20 protein-coding genes are annotated in these 20,562 nt (G+C 68.6%); 8 read left to right on the top strand and 12 right to left on the bottom strand.

Going from position 1 to position 20,562, the window contains the following annotated elements; translation table 11 throughout:
* Positions 1–32: 32 nt before the first annotated feature.
* The 7 genes from LR394_RS29345 to LR394_RS29315 all read right to left on the bottom strand — a co-directional run bounded on the left by LR394_RS29345 (position 33) and on the right by LR394_RS29315 (position 6,322).
* Positions 33–1,361, bottom strand: a complete 1,329-nt coding sequence (locus LR394_RS29345; protein WP_231447823.1) for a methyl-accepting chemotaxis protein — start codon at positions 1,359–1,361, stop codon at positions 33–35.
* A gap of 103 nt (positions 1,362–1,464) precedes the next feature.
* A complete protein-coding gene (locus tag LR394_RS29340; protein ID WP_231447822.1) occupies positions 1,465–2,088 on the bottom strand; it encodes an SRPBCC family protein in 624 nt (207 codons plus the stop codon).
* A complete protein-coding gene (locus tag LR394_RS29335; RefSeq protein WP_231447821.1) occupies positions 2,085–2,435 on the bottom strand; it encodes an ArsR/SmtB family transcription factor in 351 nt (116 codons plus the stop codon). The genes LR394_RS29340 and LR394_RS29335 overlap by 4 nt, the downstream gene beginning before the upstream one ends.
* 48 nt (positions 2,436–2,483) lie before the next feature.
* Entirely contained in the window at positions 2,484–3,869 is a 1,386-nt protein-coding gene (locus LR394_RS29330) for a hypothetical protein (RefSeq protein WP_231447820.1), read from the bottom strand.
* 96 nt (positions 3,870–3,965) lie between these two features.
* A complete protein-coding gene (locus LR394_RS29325; RefSeq protein WP_231447819.1) occupies positions 3,966–4,463 on the bottom strand; it encodes a MarR family winged helix-turn-helix transcriptional regulator in 498 nt (165 codons plus the stop codon).
* A gap of 21 nt (positions 4,464–4,484) precedes the next feature.
* On the bottom strand, positions 4,485–5,288 hold the full coding sequence (locus LR394_RS29320; RefSeq protein ID WP_231447818.1) for an ABC transporter ATP-binding protein: 804 nt from the start codon (positions 5,286–5,288) through the stop codon (positions 4,485–4,487).
* Positions 5,285–6,322, bottom strand: a complete 1,038-nt coding sequence (locus LR394_RS29315; RefSeq protein WP_231447817.1) for an ABC transporter substrate-binding protein — start codon at positions 6,320–6,322, stop codon at positions 5,285–5,287. The genes LR394_RS29320 and LR394_RS29315 overlap by 4 nt, the downstream gene beginning before the upstream one ends.
* A gap of 81 nt (positions 6,323–6,403) precedes the next feature.
* Here LR394_RS29315 and LR394_RS29310 point away from each other — a divergent pair, with 81 nt between their 5' ends.
* Genes LR394_RS29310 through LR394_RS29300 form a run of 3 tightly spaced genes read left to right on the top strand, consistent with a single transcriptional unit; the run spans position 6,404 to position 9,213 of the window.
* Positions 6,404–7,417 carry a FecCD family ABC transporter permease gene (locus tag LR394_RS29310; protein ID WP_231447816.1) on the top strand — a complete coding sequence of 338 codons (1,014 nt, stop codon included), beginning with the start codon at positions 6,404–6,406 and terminating at the stop codon, positions 7,415–7,417.
* On the top strand, positions 7,414–8,451 hold the full coding sequence (locus LR394_RS29305; protein WP_231447815.1) for a FecCD family ABC transporter permease: 1,038 nt from the start codon (positions 7,414–7,416) through the stop codon (positions 8,449–8,451). The genes LR394_RS29310 and LR394_RS29305 overlap by 4 nt, the downstream gene beginning before the upstream one ends.
* A gap of 6 nt (positions 8,452–8,457) precedes the next feature.
* A complete protein-coding gene (locus LR394_RS29300; protein WP_231447814.1) occupies positions 8,458–9,213 on the top strand; it encodes an ABC transporter permease in 756 nt (251 codons plus the stop codon).
* Here the strand turns inward: LR394_RS29300 and LR394_RS29295 are convergent.
* Entirely contained in the window at positions 9,159–9,590 is a 432-nt protein-coding gene (locus tag LR394_RS29295) for a hypothetical protein (RefSeq protein WP_231447813.1), read from the bottom strand. The genes LR394_RS29300 and LR394_RS29295 overlap by 55 nt on opposite strands.
* Before the next feature lie 296 nt (positions 9,591–9,886).
* On the opposite strand from LR394_RS29295, the gene LR394_RS29290 reads away from it, so the two are divergent.
* Positions 9,887–10,198 carry a hypothetical protein gene (locus LR394_RS29290; protein ID WP_231447812.1) on the top strand — a complete coding sequence of 104 codons (312 nt, stop codon included), beginning with the start codon at positions 9,887–9,889 and terminating at the stop codon, positions 10,196–10,198.
* Positions 10,199–10,293: 95 nt separating this feature from the next.
* Here the strand turns inward: LR394_RS29290 and LR394_RS29285 are convergent, their stop codons facing one another.
* Positions 10,294–11,796 carry a sodium:solute symporter family protein gene (locus tag LR394_RS29285; protein ID WP_231447811.1) on the bottom strand — a complete coding sequence of 501 codons (1,503 nt, stop codon included), beginning with the start codon at positions 11,794–11,796 and terminating at the stop codon, positions 10,294–10,296.
* Between the two features lie 108 nt (positions 11,797–11,904).
* Positions 11,905–12,549, bottom strand: a complete 645-nt coding sequence (locus tag LR394_RS29280) for a TetR/AcrR family transcriptional regulator (protein ID WP_231447810.1) — start codon at positions 12,547–12,549, stop codon at positions 11,905–11,907.
* A gap of 113 nt (positions 12,550–12,662) precedes the next feature.
* Here LR394_RS29280 and LR394_RS29275 point away from each other — a divergent pair, with 113 nt between their 5' ends.
* From LR394_RS29275 to atzF, 4 genes are read left to right on the top strand one after another with little or no spacing between them, the layout of a single operon-like run.
* Positions 12,663–13,490, top strand: coding sequence for an urea amidolyase associated protein UAAP1 (locus tag LR394_RS29275; protein ID WP_231447809.1), 828 nt, complete (start codon positions 12,663–12,665; stop codon positions 13,488–13,490).
* The gene (locus tag LR394_RS29270; protein ID WP_231447808.1) at positions 13,487–14,101 is read left to right on the top strand and encodes an urea amidolyase associated protein UAAP2; all 615 of its coding nucleotides are present in this window, start codon (positions 13,487–13,489) and stop codon (positions 14,099–14,101) included. Before LR394_RS29275 ends, LR394_RS29270 begins: the two co-directional genes overlap by 4 nt.
* Complete coding sequence (gene uca / locus LR394_RS29265) at positions 14,094–17,681, top strand: urea carboxylase (protein WP_231447807.1); 3,588 nt, start codon at positions 14,094–14,096, stop codon at positions 17,679–17,681. The genes LR394_RS29270 and uca overlap by 8 nt, the downstream gene beginning before the upstream one ends.
* Positions 17,678–19,336, top strand: a complete 1,659-nt coding sequence (gene atzF / locus LR394_RS29260; protein ID WP_231447806.1) for an allophanate hydrolase — start codon at positions 17,678–17,680, stop codon at positions 19,334–19,336. The genes uca and atzF overlap by 4 nt, the downstream gene beginning before the upstream one ends.
* Here the strand turns inward: atzF and LR394_RS29255 are convergent.
* Both LR394_RS29255 and LR394_RS29250 read right to left on the bottom strand, forming a co-directional pair.
* Positions 19,333–20,160 carry a hypothetical protein gene (locus tag LR394_RS29255; RefSeq protein ID WP_231447805.1) on the bottom strand — a complete coding sequence of 276 codons (828 nt, stop codon included), beginning with the start codon at positions 20,158–20,160 and terminating at the stop codon, positions 19,333–19,335. The genes atzF and LR394_RS29255 overlap by 4 nt on opposite strands.
* Positions 20,160–20,555 (bottom strand): hypothetical protein, encoded by a 396-nt coding sequence (locus LR394_RS29250; RefSeq protein WP_231447804.1) that lies wholly within the window; start codon positions 20,553–20,555, stop codon positions 20,160–20,162. The genes LR394_RS29255 and LR394_RS29250 overlap by 1 nt, the downstream gene beginning before the upstream one ends.
* Positions 20,556–20,562 lie beyond the last annotated feature (7 nt).

Here is a 20,562-nt window from a genome sequence, read left to right as displayed (position 1 = left end):
AGAGGAGCCGAACTTCAGACGAACGCGACTGCTCAGCGCCGCAGGCTGCTCCCGGCCGCAGCGACCTCGGCGGCCGCGGCGGTGAGCGAGGCCTCGGCCGTGATCACGGCCTGGGCCTGCTCCTGCACCACGTCACGCACCTGCTCCTGACCGTCCGACAGGCGTTGCAGCGTCTCGCCGATCCCGCCGACCGCCTGCGCCGCGGCCCGGGCTCCGGACTGCACCTGCGCCACCGTGGCTTCGATCCGGGCGGTCGCGGCCGCGGTCTCCCCCGCCAGCGTCTTGACCTCCTCGGCCACCACGCTGAAGCCGCGCCCCGCCTCGCCCGCGCGGGCCGCCTCGATGGTCGCGTTCAGGGCCAGCAGGTTGGTCTGCTCAGCCACCGAGTTGATCAGGGAGGCCACCTCGGCGATCTCACCGATCGCCCGCTCCAGCTCACCGATCACCTTGCGGGCGTCGGCCGAGCCGGAGACCGCCAGGTTCACGTCGCCCGAGGCCGAGGACACGGCATGGGTGATCTCCTGCAGCGCCCGGCCGATCTGGTCCATGGTCGTCGAGGTCTCCTCGCCGATCCGGCGGCCGGTACTGGCCGTGCGCTCCAGCACCTGGTCCAGCCGGGCGGCGATCTGCTCACGCTCGGCCAGCTGAGCCGCCAGCTGGTCCTGCTGCTCGTGCTCCAGGCGGGCCGCCTCGTCCGCAGCCTGCCCGAGCTCGCGGCCGGCGCGTTCCTGAGCAGCCATCACCTTGCTGGTCGCCTCGTCCTGGGCGACGCGCGCGAAACGCCAGGTGATCAGCTGCACCGCGACCAGTGCGATCACGAAGGCCGCGTGCATCAGTGCCCACGGCACCGGGTTCGCCTGGGCCCGCGGGTCGGAGAACACTTCCTCGGGTGCGATCAGCCCGATCACCAGGTGGTGCAGGGCCACGATCACCGTGGCCACCCCCAGGGCGATCAGGTCCTGGTACAGGCCGGCGAGCGCCAGCAGCACGAAGAAGCCGAAGTGCAGGTCGGTCAGCCCGCCTCCGGCGTGGACCAGGGCGATGGCTCCGAGCATCAGCGCCGATACGGTGACGGACGAGCGCACGGACCGGCTCTTGACCCATCCACCGGCCAGAACGCAGACGATGGCCAGGACGATCATCACCGGCAGCATCAGGTGGTGACCGGAGGCCGCGGAGTGGTCCATCCCGGCCATCCCGCCCATGTCGCCCATGCCGTCCATCGAGCCCGAGCTGTCGCGGTTGAACATCCAGACCACGGCGACGAGGACCAGGGTGGCCCAGACGGCCGTCCGGATCACCCGGTGACGGGCCTCGAACACCGCATCGCTCAGAACGATCCGGGGCAGGTGCGAGGTCAACGGAGAGGTACCTTCCCGAGGAATGGTTACTGCAGGTCAGTCATCCCCATCGGCGGGCGAAAGCTCTGCGTGAGTGTCGGAGCCGCCACATCTGGCCCGGCGTTCAAGCCTGATCCATCAGATTCCGGTAGAAATCCCCTGCCCGCCGCGCGGCTTCCCGGGCTTCTTCCACCCCGGCTCCCCACTCGACGTAAGCCGAACTCCAGGAGGCGAGTGACGCGTCCATAAATGATGAACCCTCTGGTGTGGCGAGCATCTTCTGGAGCGCCTCGGGAGCCGCCCGTTCGTCCCCCTCGAGCAGCAGCCGCAGGGCCAGGAAGCTCTCGTCCCAGCCGAAACCGCCGGAGCAAGGACCGTAGGTGCGCCAGTACTCGTCTTCCGGCGCGCTGTGCTCGAGCGTGAGCCGGGAGCCTTCGCCGACCGCAGCGATCCGGACGCGCACCCAGCTGACGTCCCCTTCGTACTCCCAGGTGATGTCCAGCTGGGAGGGCGGCCGGCAGCGTTCCACCGTGCCTTCGGTGCCGCTGCTCTCCAGCTTGTAGCGCCCGCCTTCGCGCAGGTCACCAGTGATCGGCTCGAACCAGCGGGGCAGACGTTCGGGGTCGGTGCAGGCGTTCCACAGATCGTCCGGCGGCGTGTCGTATGCCTGTTCCAGGACAAGGGTGTAGTGCCCACCGCTGGATGTGATCCGACGGGCGACGGCATTGATCTGCTCGGCAATGTTCACGTTTGCTCCCCTTGTCTGCGACCACGGGCTTGTCTGCGACCACGGGCGACCTCGGTCTCCAGGGCGGACAACGCCCCTGCCCACAAAGATCTGAACTGGCCCAGCCACTCGTCCATCTCGCGTAGGGCGTGGGGTTCAAGGGCATAGAGACGTCGGGCCCCCTCCGCGCGCGAGCGCACCAGTCCCGCCTCCCGAAGGATGCGTAGATGCCGCGACGTGGCGGGTTGACTCAGTCCGAACTCAGCCGCGGCAACCTCGTTCAGGTCTCCGGCGGCCCGCTCGCCCGAACCCAGCACCTCGACGATCCGCCGCCGGGCGGGGTCGGCGAGCGCCCCGAAGGTATTCACATCTTCGTTATATAACGAGATGCAAATATTCGCCAGCGGGTCGCGAGATCACCGACGCTTTCGGCGCGCAGCCGGGCGATGCACGCCGACCATCACGGAGGTCTGGTTCTCCTGCGCGTTGACCAGCAGCTCGGCGATGCGGACACCGGCCTGCTCGCCGCTGCCGATATGGCCGTAGGTCAGAAGGTCGAAGAAGAGGCTGTTGTTGAGGTAACGGCCGACGTTGGAGTAGGTGAGTCGGCTACCGCCGTGCGGACCTTTCGGGCCGTCCGGGCCCACCAGATCGCGCATCTGGGCCGCTGGCAGGTACATTCCTTCGACCCACTGGCTCTCCCCTGCGGTAAAGACGCTTTGCTCGCAGAGTTTGACGTAGGAAGGCGAGACCGAAAGCCGGAAGCTGTCGGGTCCGTCCGGGCTCGACATCGGCTCCGCCTCTGCCATCTTGCTCAGCTCGGCGTGGAGGTGCCGGTCCGGTCGGTAGAACCACTCCTGGTTCGGGCCGTCGTCGTACGTCATCTTCTTGTACTGGATCAGCACGTAGGAGCGTTCGGTCTGATTCCAGTAGACCAGGTCGACGCCCATGCGTTCCTCGACGCGGGTCCGGTTGCTGCTCATCACATGCATGACCTGCGAGCCGGTGCGGTTTCTGAACGTCCGCCACTCGGTATGGCCGCCACCGGTGGACTTTTCCTCGAACCAATGGGCCAGGGTGCGGATGTCCGCATCGATGAGATGGTCCTCCAGCACCGTCTGGCCGACGTCCCGGGGGAACGGGGACTGGGGGTCGTGGATCGGTTCGAGAGGATCGGTTTCCTCGGCATCGGCGGTGTTCTTTCCCCGGGGCCGCACGACGATGTCCTTGCGCCGGAACCCCGACAGGAAGCCCTCGTACTCGGAAGGAACGCTGCCCCATGACGCGAACGCCTCGTGGTCCAGGTGGGCGTTGCGGAGCAACAGCAGCAGACTGTCCTGCTCGATCGCCAGTTGACTGCCTTTACTGCCGTCCAGCTCCCGAGAGTCGATCCAGGCCAGGAGAATGTCGAGCGCGGCACTGTCGTAGGACGTGCCCAGGCGACGGATGTTCGGGATGACCTGACGGGCTTTGGTCTCGTCCACGCTCCCTGAGGCACCATCTCGTTTCAGGAGCGTCTGCAGCGGAATCCAGCCCTCGCCGATGGGCATCCGGTTCTGCAGCAGGTAGACATGAGTGACCTCGATGGCCACGTCCAGGGCCCCGGAACGATTGCGAGCCCGTACCGCGGCCACCGCCATGAAGTCGCGGCCGTCGTGGAAGAAGCCGAGGCTCCAGGGCTTGGCCAGATCGAACCGGGCCAGGACGTTGATCCGCCGATGCCCCTCGTTCTCACGGCCGTTCATCTCCTCCAGGAGCTTCGTGACGTCTTCCGTGCAGCGCAACACGTTGATCATGGGCACGCTCGCATCCTGTCGCATATGCGAGGTATGCGGAACTGCGGGGCAGGGGAAGCTGACGAGCTTGATCGCTGATCTGGCCGACCGCAATAGCCTGGGTCATTCTCCGCGTTCTTGGGCTTGGGACTGATCCCGCATGGCCGCGTGGGTGGCCTGGGCCGAGAAGCCCTTGCCGGTCGAGGCGGCGATCAGCTGCAGTCCTTCGAGTACGCTCTCCTGCTCGGCCGGCTCGAAGCGGGACAGGAAGGCCAGCAGGCGTTCGTTGAGCACCTGTCGGGACTCGCGCAGTACCTTCTGGCCTTTCTCGGTCAGGCTGAACAGCACCCCGCGTTTGTCTCCGGGCACGTTCTCGCGGCGGATCAGGGCGCGGCGTTCGAGTACCAGGACGATGCTGGTCAGCGAGGCTTTGGTGACCTCGGAGCGGTCGGCCAGCCGGGCCGCGCGCTGCGGTTCGCTCTCGATCAGCGCGAGGATCCGGAACTGCGGCAGGGTCAGGTCGGAAAGGGCGCGTTCCAGGCTGCGGCTGAGCACGGCCACCGCCACCACGGCCTCGCTGAGACGTTCGTCGCCGGGCTGCGTGACTTCGTCGGACCGCACCGGTTCAGGGTACTGAACCATTCACCGGCCCCCGGCCAGCGGTACCACCAGCGGGGTACCGGTCACCGGGTCGTCGATGATCAGGCACTTCAGCCCGAAGACGGCCTCGACCACCCCGGCCGTGATCACCTCGCCCGGCCGGCCCTGGGCGACGATCGCGCCGTCCTTCATCGCGATCAGGTGGTCGGCGTAGCGGCAGGCCTGGTTCAGGTCGTGCAGCACCGCCACGACGGTCTTGCCCTCGGACCGGTTCAGGTCCTGGCACAGCTCGAGAACCTCGACCTGATGAGCAATGTCAAGGAACGTCGTGGGCTCGTCGAGCAGCAGGATCGGGGTCTGCTGGGCCAGGGCCATCGCTACCCAGACCCGCTGCCGCTGCCCGCCGGAGAGCTCATCGACAGCGCGTACTGCCAAATGGGAGACGTCTGTACGTTCCATTGCGGAGCGCACGGCCTCGTCGTCCTGCGCGGACCATTGGTGCAGCAGGCTCTGGTGCGGGAATCGGCCGCGGGAGACCAGGTCCGCCACCGTGATGCCGTCCGGGGCGATCGAGGTCTGCGGCAGCAGGCCCACCTGCCGGGCCAGTTCCTTGGCGCCGTAGGAGGCGAGCGGCTTCCCGTCGAGCAGGATCTGGCCCGACGTCGGTTTCAGCAGGCGCGAGAGGGCCCGCAGCAGCGTCGATTTGCCGCAGGCGTTCGGGCCGACGATCACCGTGATCGCCGCGTCCGGGATGCTGACGTCCAGGTCGTGACAGATGGTCCGGTCGGCATAGCCGAGGCTGGCGGCTTGCACCACCAGCCTCGGTGCCGTTTCTGAGGTGCTCAAGAGCCGAGCGTTTCCTGCAACGTGGAGAGGATGCCGCGGGCCGCGGTCGGGCCGGTGTTCAGGTAGAACGTGTCGTCGTCCACGGAGACGGCGGTGTCGGCCTGCACCGCGGCCAGCGAGTCCCACAGTGGAAGGCCGGTCAGCTGGCTGTCGTCGCCACCCTGCACGCCGTAGAACAGGTGGTCGCCGTCGGCCAGGTCGAGCTGCTCGGAGCTGATGTCCAGCGAGGTCTCGTCGGTGAAGGTCTGGCTCTCGGGCCGGGCCAGGCCGATGTCCTCGGCCACCGAGCCGCTGAACGAGGCCACGCCGAAGACCCGGGTGCGGTCGGAGTTCAGGCGCAGGAACGAGACGTTGCCCGGCTCGCTAAGGCTCTCGCCGAACGTCGCCGCCTCGGTCTGGTACTCGTCCAGCCAGCTTTCGGCGCTCTGGCGCTGGCCCAGGGAGTCGGCCAGCAGGAGCAGGTCCTGCTTCCAGTACAGCCCGGTGCCCTGAGTCGCCACGGTGGGGGCGATCGCGTTCAGGCTCGCGTACATCTGGCCGGCATCCTTACCGGCGGTGTTCATCAGGATCAGGTCGGGGTCAAGGTTGGCAACCGACTCCAGGTCGGGCGCGAAACGGTCGCCCACCGACGTCACATCGTCCAGCGCCTGAGCGTCCTCGGGGAAGGCGTCCTTCAGGTACTGGGGGATCATCTCGGCGCCTTCGCCGGAGGTCGAGCCGACCGGGACCACGCCGAGGGTGAGCAGCGCGTCGGCCTGGCCGGTGGAGATCACCACCACGCGCTCGGGCTCGGCGTCCAGCTTGGTCTCACCCTGGAAATGCACGACGGTGCGCGGGAACACGCCGTCGTCCTCAGTGCTGCCCTTGCCTTCGGGCATCGTGCGCGGGGTGACGTACTCACCCGAGACATTGGTCGTGCTCGGGCCGGCGGATTCCGGCTCGGTGGATCCGCCACCACAGGCGCCGAGCACCAGCACGGCGGAGATGACGCAGCTCACGGCCAGGAACGGCCGGACGGGAGTTCGGTTCTTCACGGCCGTTAGCCTAGGCTTACCTAAGTGCCGAGGACAAGATCGTACGGGAATCTAACTACCTCTCCCCCGCAGGCCCCACCGGTGAGACGTGCGCTCACCCCGCTGACCGGGCTGCTCGGGCTGGGCCTGATCGTGCTGCTGGTGATGACCAGCGTCGCCATCGGCTCGCGCCCGATCCCGATGTCCGATGTCTGGCAGGGCATCTGGCACCGCGATCGCAGCACCGAGTCGATCATCATCTGGGAACTGCGGATGCCCCGCACCCTCCTGGCCCTCACCGTCGGCGCCGCCCTCGGGATAGCCGGCGCGGTGATGCAGGCCCTCACCCGCAACCCACTGGCCGAGCCCGGCATCCTCGGGGTGAACGCCGGGGCCGCCTTCGCCGTGGTCGTGGCCATCGCCGGACTGGGCATCACCAGCTTCACCGGCTACGTCTGGTTCGCCTGCGCCGGCGCCGCCCTGGCCTCGACCCTGGTGTGGGCCGTCAACCAGCGCGCCGCACGATCCCTGGACAGCGCCGGCAACGCCCAAACCCGGCTGCTGCTGGCCGGAGTCGCGCTCTCGGCCTGCCTGGGTGCGTGCACCGGCATCATCACCATGTTCGACCAGGACGCCTTCGACTCCTACCGGTTCTGGGTGGTCGGCTCGCTGGCCAACCGCGACGAGTCGATCCTGATGGCCTTCCTGCCGTTCGCCGCCGCCGGTCTGCTCGTTGCCGGACTGCTCGGTTCCTCCCTGAACGCGCTGGCTTTGGGTGACGACGTGGCCTCCTCACTCGGGGTGCGCGTGGCGCTGATCCGGGTGCTCTGCTTCGCCGTACTCACTCTGCTGTGCGGGGCGGCCACCGCGGCCGCCGGGCCGATAGCGTTCGTCGGTCTGGTCGTCCCCCATGTGGCTCGCCTGATCGCGGGCCCCGACCAGCGCAGCATTCTCGCGCTTGCGCTGATCATCGGCCCGGCCCTGGTTCTCGCGGCCGACATCATCGGCCGGGTGATCGCCCGCCCCGGCGAGATCGAGGCCGGGATCGTCACCGCGTTCATCGGCGCACCCGTCCTGCTGCGGCTGGTGCTGACCCAGGTCAGGAGCGCGCGATGAACACCGTGCCGGGTTTTCGCGTCATCAGCCTTCCCCGCAACACGACCGTCCGCGTTCACCGCCGCTCAGCCACCATCGTCCTTACGTTGGTGGTTCTGGCCCTTTTCGTGCTCATGCTCACCGTGGCCACCGGCGCGTACGAGATCACCGGAAATGATCTCGTAGCAACGTTTCTGGGCGGCGGCAGCGACATGGACCAGTTCATCGTCCTGCGCCAGCGCCTGCCCCGCGCCGTCGCCGACCTGCTGGTGGGCGCTGCCCTGGGCCTGTCCGGAGCCATCTTCCAGAGCATCAGCCGAAACCCCCTGGGCAGCCCGGACGTGGTCGGCTTCGCCACCGGATCGGCCAGCGGCGGCCTGATCGTCATTCTCCTGGTCGGTGCCTCCTCGGTGGCCTCGATCGCGGTCGGCACCATCGCCGGCGGATTCGCCACCGCGCTGTTCGTGTACCTGCTCAGCTCCGGCGGCGGAAAAGTCTCCGAGCGGCTGATTCTCACCGGTATCGCGGTCGGCGCCATGCTCGCCTCGGTCAACGACTACCTGATCACCCGGGCCACCCTGGACGACGCCGAAACCGCCAAGGCCTGGCAGTTCGGCAGCCTCAACATCATCTCCTGGCCCCACGTGATCCCCTTGGCCGTGCTGCTGGCCGTGCTGGTACCCCTCACGTTGACAATGTCCGGGCCAATGCGAGTGCTGGAAATGGGGGACGATTCGGCGCACGCTCTGGGGGTCGAGGTCGGGAAGACGAGGGTCTGGTTGCTGTGCGCGGGTGTGGCGCTGGCCGCAGCCGCCGTGGCCACCTCCGGCCCGATCGGCTTCCTGGCCATGGCCGCGCCCCAACTGGCCCGCAAGGTCTCCCGTTCCCCCGGCATCTCCCTGCTGCCCTCTATGGCTATGGGCGCGCTCCTGCTCGGCGCCGGGGACCCGCTCGCCGCTCGTGCCCTCAGCCCGTTCCAGATCCCGGTCGGCCTGGTGACCGCAGCTCTGGGTGGGCTATACCTGCTCTGGATCCTCACCTGGCGAAAGGGGTGATCACCGATGGATCTCGCTGACGTGCTCGCTCTGGCCGCGGCCCTCGCCCTCTTGGTCGCCGTCGCCGCTGGGCTGGGAACCTGGATGAACGCCGGGCAGCTCAAAGCCGTTGTCACCGCCACGCTTCGGGCCTTGGTGCAGTTGGTCGCCGTCGGCGCAGTGATCGCCGTGGTGATTCGAACCCCGGCGCTGGCCCCGCTGTACCTGCTCCTGATGGTCTCCGTCGCCAGCTGGACCTCGGCCCGGCGCATCGCCAACGGCACAATCGCTCTGCCCGCGGCAGCCAGCGCCATCCTCGCGGGAACCACCGTCACGGCGATCATCATCTTCGCCTGCCGGGCCCTGCCTTTCGAGGCCGCCACCCTCGTCCCCTTCGTCGCCCAGCTCGTCGGCGGTTCCATGACCGCGACCACGCTGGCCGGGCAACGCTTTCGCGATGACACCCGCAGCCACTGGGCCGAGGTCGAGGGCTGGCTGGCCCTGGGTGCCACCTACCGCCAGGCCCTGGCCACCCTCGCCCACACCGCCGCCGGCCGAGCCGTGGTTCCTGCTCTGGACCAGACCCGCAACGTCGGGCTGGTCACCCTGCCCGGGGCGTTCGTCGGTCTGCTGTTGGGCGGGGCCAGCCCGGTCGAGGCCGGGCGGGTGCAGTTGCTGGTCCTGATCGGGCTGCTGGCCGCCGAGACCGTGGCTGCGCTGGTGGTCACTCAGATGCTGTCGGCCCGGCCGGAGGCCCTGCAGAACGTGGATTCGCTCAAGTAGGGCAGGTCTTGAAAGGTGCCCGCGATCCGGGTCAGCTCGGCCATTCGTCGTGATATCGGCGGGAGGGCGCTGACCAGGATCGGCGTTGAGGGGATGGTGAGGCGTTCGTATCGGTGCGTCCAGTCGTAGGTGAACAGACCGCGTCGGCTCAGCGCCAGCCAGTCCGAGTAGTCACCGCCCGAGACCCGCTCGGCGTTCCCGAGCGCCTCGCCCGTCTCGGCCAACGCGATCACCTGGTCCATCGCGTCGTCCATGGTGTCTTCGTACGGCCCAAGCCAGCGCGGCACCGGGCCGTAGCCGGCGGTGCTCAGCATGGCCACCTGGTCCTGGCTGTCGACCATCAGCCAGTCGAACTCGATGCCCTCCCGCGGATGCATGACGGCTCAGATGAGGGGTTCGCCGCAGAGGGCCTGACTTCGGGACATAGTCGATGTAACGACACCTGGCCTTTTGCCGCAAGGTCCAGGTCGGGACAGGCGAACGTCGCGTGGAGGCCCTGCGGTGGCATTTGGGATTTTCCCAATCTGGAAGGCATAATGCTGATGGGCAGGATCGCAAGGGCGCGACTGGCCCGGAGGTGTGCAAGAGGGCAACTACCGTCACACGCCTTCCGACCGAGCGGCAGGATTCAGACGAACGGGTGGACGTCTTGGCACTGACCTTGGAAGCTCGCGTGACTACGCTGGAGGGGCGCGTGGATGTACTGGACGAGGTGCTGACGAGGGAGAAAGAGTTGGCTGCTTCGCGAGATCGGGATCTGGCCGACATGAAGGTGATGCTCCGGTCGCACACAGCCATGCTGCAGGGCCTGAACGAACGGCAATCCCAGCAGTCGGCGACTCTGCAGTCGCACACGGCGATGTTGCAGTCGCACACGGAGATACTCCATTCGCACACGGAACAGATCTCCCAGATGCGAGCCGAGTTCCAGGCTGGCCACCAGACCCTGGTCGGCATGCTGACCACGCTGATCAACCGGGAGTAGGGCTGGACGCGGGCCGGCCGGTTCTAACGCCGGCCCGCTCCCCGGTCCCGTTTCATCCACGACTGTCGGCTCACCGGCGTCCACAGTGCTGCCGATCAGTCCGCGGCCGCAGCGAGTTCCTGCTCTGCCACCGCGAACCGGTCTGCCGAGCGCAGGTCGTGCTCCTCCTGCGCGTGCCGGTTGGTCACGAGCGAGGTGCCGACGAAGACGGCCAGGCTGACGAGGGCGGTGAGCAGTGTGGCCCAGCCGTCGAAACCGGCTCCGATCAGGTCGTTCTCGATGTAGATCAGGTCGTTCGGCACGCCGTAGAGGGTCGGGGTCAGCGCCAGCAGGCCCATCCGCAGCACCAGCCCGATGCCGGCGGCGGCCAGCGCAGCGGTGGAGGTGGCCCGCTTCCAGTACAGCCCGAGCAGGAACGGAGCGATCAGGCAGGCGAGCATCAGGTCGAAGGCGAGGGTGAGCAGGATGCCGGTCTGGCTGACCCGGATGGCCAGCAGGATGCCGACGAGCACGATGGGCAGCATGGCGACGCGGGTCCAGCGCAGCAGCGGGTCGTGGTGGCCGGGGGCGACCTCGCGGCGCACGCCGGCAATGTTGCGGACGGCCACGGCGGAGGTGGCCAGGATGGCGCCGGAGGCGGTGGAGAACGAGGCGGCGACGATGCCGGACAGGGCGAGGACGGCCAGCAGCAGGGGGACGTGATCACCGAGCAGCTGGTACATGATCGGGCCGTTCTCCGCGGACAGGCCGAGCTTGACCACGGAGGTCAGGGCGATCAGCGACCACATCACGCCGATGGTCGCGGTGGCCACGGCCCCGATGTAGCAGGCCTTCTGGGCGGCTTCGGGGGTCTTGGCGGCGAAAATTCGCTGCATGAAGTCGATCGCGACCAGGTCACCGATGCCGAGTGAGACCAGGGTGGCCCAGTTGATCGCGGCGCCCTGCCCCGGGTCGGTCAGCTGGCCGAGGTCGAAGGGACCCATGCCCTCGGGGGTGGCCAGGCCGTAGTGCACGGCGACCCAGACGAAGAGGGAGACGGTTCCGATGCCGGTAATGGCGGCCTGGATGATGGACGTGTACGCGTCGGAGTACATGCCGCCGCCGACGGTGTAGGCGAGGACGAGGCAGACGGCCAGGACCACGCCGGCCGCGTAGGGCAGGCCGGTGAAGCGCTCGATCAGAAAGCCCATCGCGACCAGGTTGCCGGCCAGCAGGATGGTGAAGGCGAAGATCATCAGGACGGAGGAGACGATCTCGACCCGGCGGTTGTAGCGGCGGGCGAAGAAGTCGCCGAGGGTGAACAGGCCCATCCGGTTCATCGGCTTGGCCAGGAACAGGCCGGCCAGAAGCAGGCAGATGGCCAGGCCGAGGGCCAGGGAGGCGCCGGCCCAGAATCCGGCCGCGGCGCTGAGGTCGGTGTTGCCGACCGTGGCGTTGCTGTCGACGGCGGCGGTGGCCAGGCAGACCGCCACCAGGGGGACGCCGAGCTGGCGTCCGGCGACGAGGTAGTTGGCGCTGTCGCCGTCGACCTTGCGGGCGACGGCGATGCCGACGACCAGGACGGCCAGCACCGACAGCGCGACACCGGTGGTGATCATGGCTGCTCCTGCAGTAGGGCCCGGGAACTTTCTGTCGACCGACAGATAGTGGGCACGATTCAGCCCGCCCCGTGTTACGCCCGTGCTACCTGGCGCCGCACAATCGTGTTAATCAGCAACCTTTTCCAGCACCGCGGCCTCGTCCCGCACCTGAGCCAGACGAGTTTCGCCCACCTGCAGGACCCGGAGCACCGCGTCGGCGACGGCCGGGGCCACCTGCTCGGGGTGCAGGCCAGGCTCGGTCCGGCGGCGCAGGATCACCGACTCAACCAGACCGAAGACCAATCCGGCCTGACCGGCCCGGCCGGCCACCACGTCCACCAGTTCCCGGTAGACACCGAAAAGGCGCTCCCGCTCGGCGTGGAAGGCCGCGAACTTCTCGTCGCTGAGATCCGGCAGGAGATACAGCGCCCCGGTGTTGTTCTCACCGCGCGCCAGCAGCGTGACGTCGTAGGAGCACAGGGCCCACAGCCGCACGTCGGCCGGCTCGTCCCGTTCGGCCAGCGAAAGGGCGTATTCGATGGACGGTTTCACCGTGCGCAGCAGCAGTTCGAGCAGAATCGTGTGCTTGCCCGGGAAGTAGTGGTACATCGCGGCCTGCGAGATACCGGCCGCCTGGGCGATGGCATGGGTGCTGGTCCCGCCGTAACCCAGCTCACCGAACAGCTTGCCGGCGGCGTGCAGGATGTCCTGCTCGGTCGTGAGTCCTGACGCGGAGGGGCCTTTGGCGCGGGGGCGGCCGGTACGAACCATCCTCTGACAGTAACAAGAGCACCGCGTCATCCGTTGTTAACAAGCGTGAGACAGCCGTGTCACGCGCCCGCCGTTGACTTTCTGTCAGTCGATAGAAAGTCAGGACGGGTCGTATGACGCAGCTCAGTTCCACCTCCACCACGGCCGGTGCGCGAGCCCACGCCCGCGCCCAGGAAGGCACCGCCGTGCACACCGCACCGGCTGTGCCCGCCTCGTCCTGGCCCACCCCGCCCGAGGGTGTCGAGGCTGAGCGTCTGGCGTGGGCCGAGCGGGTGGCCGGGGGCGGATACGCCCACCGGGTGCTTGCCCGGGGGACGAACGTGCAGCTGAGCGACCCGGAGGGCAACGCCTGCGCCCACATCCTGCTGTTCAACGCCGCCATGACGGCTGAGCGCCTGAACGTGGCCGACACGGTCAAGGTGCAGTGGCAGGTCTACACCTCCGCCGGGCAACTGCTGCTGAGCGATCAGGGGCGGGTCCTGGCCTCTGTCCTGAACGACACCTCCGGCCAGCACGACACGCTCTACGGCACCTCCACCCAGGCCCGCAACGAAAAGCGCTACGGAGACGGCGCACCCGAAGGCCCTTCCCCCTCGGGCCGGGAACTGTTCGTCCTGGGCGGCGCCAAACACGGACTCGGGCGCAGGGACATTCCCCCGTCGATCTCCTTCTTCCAGGGGGTACGCATCGACGGCACGGGCACCCCGCAGTTCCAGGGATCGGCCGGCGCCGGCTGCACCATCACCCTTCGCACCGAGATGCCGGTCGTCATGCTGATCGCCAACGTGCCGCATCCCCTCGATCCCCGCGAGCAGTACAGCGTCTCCCCGCTGGAAGTCACTGCCTGGAGAGATGAAACAGCCCAGCAGCCGGAGCTGACCCCCGAAGGCCGCCGCGCGTTCGAGAACACCCACGACTACCTGACGGGACGGGGCCTGTGACCAGCATCGAGATCTACCGTGAGACCGTCCCCGCCCGCGCCCCCTGGTCGCGCGTGCTGAAGGCCGGGGAAGTCCTGACCGTCATCGACCTGGACGGCAACCAGGCCGTGGACTTCCTGGCCTACGACGCCCACGACACCAGCCGCGCCTACAGTGCCCAGGCCACTCTCCAGGAGCAGTCCTCGATCTTCCTGACCACCGGAAGCATCCTGCGCGACAACGAGTCCGAGCCCTTGCTGACCGTGCTGAGCGACGACGTGGGCCGCCACGACACCCTCGGCGGTGCCTGCTCCAAGGAGTCCAACACCCTGCGCTACGGCCACCACACCTGGAGCCAGCACGCCTGCGCCGAGAACTTCCTGCGGGAACTGTCGCGCTACGGCATGGGCAAGCGCGATCACGTGCCCAACGTGAACTGGTTCATGAACGTGCCGGTCGACCCGGACGGCGCTCTCGGCATCGTCGACGGCATCTCCGCCCCCGGCCTGTCCCTGAGCCTGCGCGCCGAGAAGGACACCCTGGTGCTGGTCTCCAACTGCCCGCAGATCAACAACCCCTGCAACGGCTTCAACCCCAGCCGCGCCGAAATGGTGGTGAGCACGCATGCCTGACATCACCACCCTGCTCGTCGCCAACCGCGGCGAGATCGCCTGCCGCATCATCCGCAGTGCCCAGGCCCTGGGCCTGCGCACCGTGGCCGTGTTCTCCGAGGCCGACCGCGGCGCCGCCCACGTGCACCTGGCCGACGAGGCCGTCCTGCTCGGCCCCACTCCCCCGGCCGAGAGCTACCTGAACGTCGAGGCCCTGCTGCGGGCCGCGGCCACCACCGGTGCCGACGCCGTCCACCCGGGCTACGGCTTCCTGTCCGAGGACGCTGCCTTCGCCGAGCGCTGCGAAGCCGCCGGTCTGGCCTTCGTCGGCCCCGAGCCCGAGCAACTGCGAGTCTTCGGTGCCAAGCACACCGCCCGCGCAGCCGCGCTGGCCGCCGGCGTGCCGGTCTTTCCCGGTACCGGCCTTCTGGACAGCGCGCAGGACGCTGTCGCGGCCGTGGAGGCCATCGGCTACCCGGTCATGCTCAAGGCCACCGGCGGGGGTGGCGGTATCGGCATGGTCGTCTGCCACGACGCCGCCGAACTGACCTCCGGTTTCGAGCGGGTCACCCGGATGGCGGCCGCAAACTTCGCTTCGGCCGGGGTCTTCGCCGAGCGGTATGTGCAGAAGGCCCGGCACATCGAGGTGCAGATCTTCGGCGACGGCGCCGGTGGCGTGGTCTCCCTCGGCGATCGTGACTGCACGTTGCAGCGCCGCCATCAGAAGGTCGTGGAGGAGGCTCCCGCCCCCGCACTGCCGGACGAGGTGCGTGCGCAGTTGCATGAGTCGGCCCGGAAACTGGCTGCATCCATGGATTATCGCTCGGCCGGCACGGTCGAGTTCGTCTACGACGCCGACCGGCAGGAAGCTTCCTTCCTCGAGGTGAACGCCCGCCTGCAGGTCGAGCACCCGGTCACGGAGCAGGTGACCGGCGTTGACCTGGTCGCCTGGATGCTGCGGCTGGCTGGAGGCGAGAAGACCCTTCTGGCGGATTATCTCGATCCGGCGACGGGTCTGGGTGCGGTCCCGGTGCAGGGTCATGCGATCGAGGCCCGGATCTACGCCGAGGACCCGGCCAACGTTTTCCGGCCCAGTGCGGGCAGACTCACCGGCGTGGTGCTGCCCACCGATACCCGGGTGGACGGCTGGGTTCAGACCGGCACCGAGGTCACCCCGGCCTACGACCCGCTGTTGGCCAAGGTCATCGTCACCGCTCCGACCCGCGACGCCGCCCTCGAACAACTCAGCGAGGCCCTCAGCGCTACCCGGATGGACGGCATCGAGGTCAATCTCGGCCTGTTGCGCGCCATCCCGAGTCTTCCCGAAGTCCGTTCCGTCACCCATACCACCCACACCATCGACGGTGTGGGCGACCCCGAACCCCGGATCACGGTCGAACGTCCCGGTCTGATGACGACCGTCCAGGATGCGCAGGGACGTCTGGGGTTGTGGCAGGTGGGTGTCCCACCGAGCGGGGCGATGGACGCCCGGTCGCTGCGGCTGGCCAACCAGGCCCTCGGTAACGACGAGAACGCCGCCGGCCTGGAGTGCACCGCAACCGGTCCGATCCTGCGGTTCACGCACCAGAGCGTGGTCTGCGTGGCTGGTGCCCCGGCGACGATTCTCGTCGACGGATCGCCGGTGGCGATGTGGGAACCGGTGGTGGTTCCGGCCGGTTCGTCTCTGGAAATTGGGGACGCGCAAACTGGCTTGCGCACGTACGTTGCCTTCGCAGGGGGCTTGGACGTTCCGGAATACCTCGGCAGCGCGGCGACCTTCACGCTGGGGCAGTTCGGCGGGCATGGCGGCCGGGCGCTGCGTCTGGGCGACGTTCTTCGCACCGGCGCAACCACCGCCGCGGTGCGGGGCCCCGTGGAGGCGAGCCAGCGTCCGTTGTTTGAAAGCCACTGGGAACTAGCCGTTACCGAAGGGCCGCACGGGGCACCCGACTTCTTCACCCGTGAGGACATCGACACGCTCTACACGACCCGGTACGGCGTGCACTTCAACTCCGCCCGCACCGGCGTGCGCCTGATCGGGCCGAAACCGGCCTGGGCCCGCACGGACGGCGGCGAGGCCGGTCTTCACCCGTCGAACATTCACGACAACGCCTATTCGGTGGGCTCTCTCGACTTCACCGGCGACACCCCGATCCTGCTCGGGCCGGACGGTCCGAGTCTGGGCGGATTCGTCTGCCCAGTCACCGTGATCAGCGCCGATCGCTGGAAACTGGGCCAGCTGCGGCCGGGCGACACGGTCTCGTTCGTACCGGTGAAGACGGTTCAGGCCCCCTCGCCCGGCACTCTGGATCTTGTGCGGCTACCGGCCGGCGGCGACGGTGATGACGGCGTCATGCTGCGCCGCGACGGCGATCCGGCCGTGGTCTACCGGCGGACCGGCGACGACAACCTGCTCGTCGAATACGGCGACTTGGTGCTGGATCTGACGCTACGAGCGCGAGTTCATGCACTGCACACGGCTCTGGCCGACCTCGCTCAGCCCGGTATCATCGACCTCACCCCGGGCATCCGTTCCCTGCAGATCCACGTCGACCCGGATCGTCTGTCCTTGCGCGCACTGCTCGGGCTGCTGGTGGAGCTCGAGGAAACGCTGCCCGCCGCAACCGAGCTCGTGGTTCCCAGCCGCCGTGTCCGGTTGCCGTTGAGCTGGGACGATCCGGCCACGCGGCTGGCGATCGAGCGGTACATGGCCGGCGTGCGCGACGATGCGCCCTGGTGCCCGTGGAACATCGAGTTCATCCGCCGGATCAACGGCTTGGGCAGCACCGACGACGTGTACCGCACCGTCTTCGACGCCGATTACCTCGTTCTGGGCCTGGGCGATGTCTATCTGGGTGCCCCGGTGGCCACGCCCCTCGATCCCCGGCACCGGCTCGTCACCACCAAGTACAACCCGGCCCGTACCTGGACGGCCGAGAACTCCGTCGGCATCGGCGGCGCCTACCTGTGCATCTACGGCATGGAAGGTCCGGGCGGATACCAGTTCGTCGGGCGCACCACTCAGGTCTGGCGCACCCACCCGCGCTCTGGTGAAAACCCCTGGATGCTGGACTTCTTCGACCGGATCAGCTGGTACCCGGTCTCCCCCGAGGAACTGCTCGACCTGCGCGCCGATCTGGCCGCCGGGCGTGGTGACCTGGACATCACCGAGGGCACGTTCTCGCTTGCCGAGCACCAGCAGTTCTTGGACGAGAACGCCGACTCCATCGAGGAATTCCGTCAGCGCCAGCAGGCGGCCTTCGCCGTCGAGCGCGGGGCCTGGGAGGCCGCCGGGGAGTTCGACCGGGCCGAACAGGCTGCTGCCTCGGTGGTTCCGGAGCCGGTAGACGTCGAGGTCCCGGACGGCGGCGCGCGAGTGGATGCGCCGTTCGTGGCCAATGTCTGGAAGGTCGAGGTCTCGGTCGGGGACGTGGTCACGCAGGGCCAGACTCTGGTGGCTTTGGAGGCGATGAAGATGGAGACGTCGGTCCAGGCACCCTGCGACGGCGTGGTCACGCTGGTCACGGCCGCTCCCGGTGCCCAGGTGGCGCCGGGTGATGCGCTGGTCGTGCTGGCGCCGGTTGCGGAGGTGGCGGCTTGATCTGGCTCGGGTTACGGCCGGCCGACGAGGTCGCGGCCGATCTGGCTGCGTCTCGGGGCCCGCTCGCCGGGTTGCGGCTGGCGGTCAAGAACAACGTCGATGTGGCGGGGTTCGCGACCACGGCGGCCTGCCCTGCTTTCGGAGCAGAACCAATGGACGTGGACGCGCCGGCCGTCGCCCGGTTGCGGTCCGCGGGGGCAACAGTGGTCGGGGTGACCAACCTGGACCAGTTCGCCACCGGTCTGGTCGGGCAGCGCAGTCCGCACGGTGGGGTGCCGGATGCCCGGCGCCCGGACTACATCTCCGGTGGCTCGAGTTCCGGCTCCGCGGTGGCCGTGGCTCTGGGCCAGGCCGACATCGCCATCGGCACCGACACGGCCGGTTCCGGGCGCATCCCGGCCGCGTTCCAGGGCATCGTCGGGATCAAGCCCACCCTGGGCGTGGTCTCGACCGCCGGGGTCGTGCCCGCCTGCCGGTCCTGGGACGCGGTCACCATCTTCGCCCGCGACCTGGGCACCGCCTCTCTGGCCATGGGCTTCATGGCCGGTGGGCCGGACACTCGTCCCTGGCCCGGGGACGCACCCGTGGCGGCGCCTTTCCGAGCCCGCATCGCCGTTTCCGCGAAACTGCCCGGCTTGTCCCCGGGCTGGGACACCGCCTTCGCCGAGGCGATCGAGCGACTGCGCGCTGATGGCTGCCTGGTCGAAGAGATCCCCTTCGACACCTTCTTGGCCGCTGCCCGCCTCCTCTACGACGGCGCCCTGGTGGCCGAACGCCACGCCGCGGTCGGCTCCTTCGTGGACGCCCACCTCGACGACTCCGCGCTCGACCCCACCGTGGCCGCGATCATCCACAAGGCCGGGCAGCACACCGCGAGCGCCCTCGTCCAGGACCTGGCTCAGCTGGAGTCGCTGAAGCAGGCCTCGCTTGCCCTGCTCGACGGCTTCGACGCGCTGCTCGTCCCTACCGCTCCGGGCCATCCCAGCATCGCCGAGGTAGCGGCTGACCCGGTCGGCGTGAATTCCTGGCTCGGGACCTACACCAACTTCTGCAACCTCTTCGACCTGTGCGCCGTGGCCGTACCCTCCGGGACCGTCGGAGAGGCTCAGTTCGGCGTCACCGTCCTGGCCCGTCCTTTCCACGACGCCCTCGCGCTGGACCTCGCGGGCCGCGTCCTCCTGGCTCCCTCCCCCGTGGCAGCGCCCGAGTCTGCTCCGCCGCGTCCAGCACCCGTTCCTTGGCCGGTGGCAGCGGGACTACCGGTGGAGCGTCTGCTCGTGGTGGGTGCGCACCTCAAGGGGCAGCCCCTGTCCGGGGAACTCGAGCGGCTGGGAGCCCGCTGGCTCGGGCCGGTGACCACCGCGTCTGTACATGCTCTTTCTGCTCTGGACACCACGCCGCCCAAGCCTGGCCTGGAGCGGATCGGGCCTGGTGGAGTGGCCGTCGAGGGCGAGTTGTGGGAGGTGTCGGTGGGCGCGCTGGGGCGGTTCCTGGCCGCGCTGCCGGCACCGATGAACCTAGGACGGGTGGAACTGGCCGACGGGTCCTGGGTGGTCGGCTTCGGCGCTGCCGCTGAGGCGGTCCGGGCCGGGAAGGACATCAGCGAGTTCGGCGGCTGGAAGGCTTGGCTGGGGAACGCCGACCGCAACGATTAGCCGGCGTTCAGTCGTCGTACCGCGCAGGCGTTCTCCAGTTCGTCGCCTTCGTACGGGAGGGTGTCCTGGCACCAGGACCAGACGTCGTCGCGGCTGGTGAATCCGTTGTCGGCGAACACGACCCACATCGGCTGGCCCTGGTACGTCTGCTGTTTGCCGTAGTCGGTGCTGCGCAGGACGAACAGGTAGCCCAGCTCGGGCTGGTCGTACAGGCCGAGGACTTCTTGGAGGATGTCCTTGGCGGCGAAGGTGCTCGATCCGGTGTCGGTGGTCTGGTAAGCGTCGGTGATGCCGGGCGCCTTGGACATCAGCTGAGCCACCCAGCGGCCGTCGAGCGTGGTGCTCGCCAGGCCGTCATCGGCCAGCCGGTCGAGGGCGGCGGCCGCTTCGGCCTCGAGATCCACTTCCTGGGTGGGTTCTTCGAAGCTCTCTTCGGGCTCGAACGTGTCCTCGGGTGGCTCGATCGGTCCGGTCTGGGTGTCCAGGGTGGCGGTGCCCGCGCTTTCTGCGTTCTCCGCGGGCGGTACGGACGAGTCCGGGCGCAGGAGGAGCCCGATCGACAGCACGAGCACGATCAGGAAGGCGCCGGCGGCGAGGGCCTGAAAGCGGCCCTGCTGGTACCAGGGCGTACCGCTCAGACGGCCCGGGGTCGCCGTCGGTGTCATCTCGGGCGGGCGGATAGGGGGCGCCTGGGGCGGGTGGATCGGGGGCGCGGGTAGTGGCGCGGTGGCCCATTCGCCCGGCAGTTCCTCACCGCACAGCTGGCAGACCCGGTCGCCCGCGCGCACCACCGAGTTGCACAGCGGGCAGCGGGGCTCGTCCATCAGAACACCCCGGTGGAGACCAGGCGGATCAGCCGGGCCACGAACTCCCCGATGCCGGTCAGTTCCTTCGCCGACTCGGACAGGTTCTTCAGCAGGCCCACCAGCGTCGTGCGACGCGGCTGCGCGGTTTCCAGGGCCTTCTCGACCAGACCGGCCTGCAGCTGGGCCACTTCCGCGTCGGCGGCCTGGACCGCCAGGCGTTCCTCCAGCTCGTTCATCAGGGCCTGCAGCCGCAGCACCTCCTGCGGGCCGAGTATCTCGGGCAGGTCCTGGCGGGCCTGTCCCGAGTCCTCGACGTGGGCTTCCACGCGGGCGTTGGCGCCGACGCCGAAGGCTCCCTGGACGTTGAAGTCGCCGCCGCTGATGGTGACCCGGTTGTCGGTGTTCTCAGCCATTCTCGGC

This window comes from Kineosporia babensis, assembly GCF_021129305.1.
GTDB classification, from domain to species: domain Bacteria; phylum Actinomycetota; class Actinomycetes; order Actinomycetales; family Kineosporiaceae; genus Kineosporia; species Kineosporia babensis.
The sequence above is the reverse complement of the archived record's forward strand: the minus strand, read 5'-3'. Positions and strand labels throughout refer to the sequence as shown.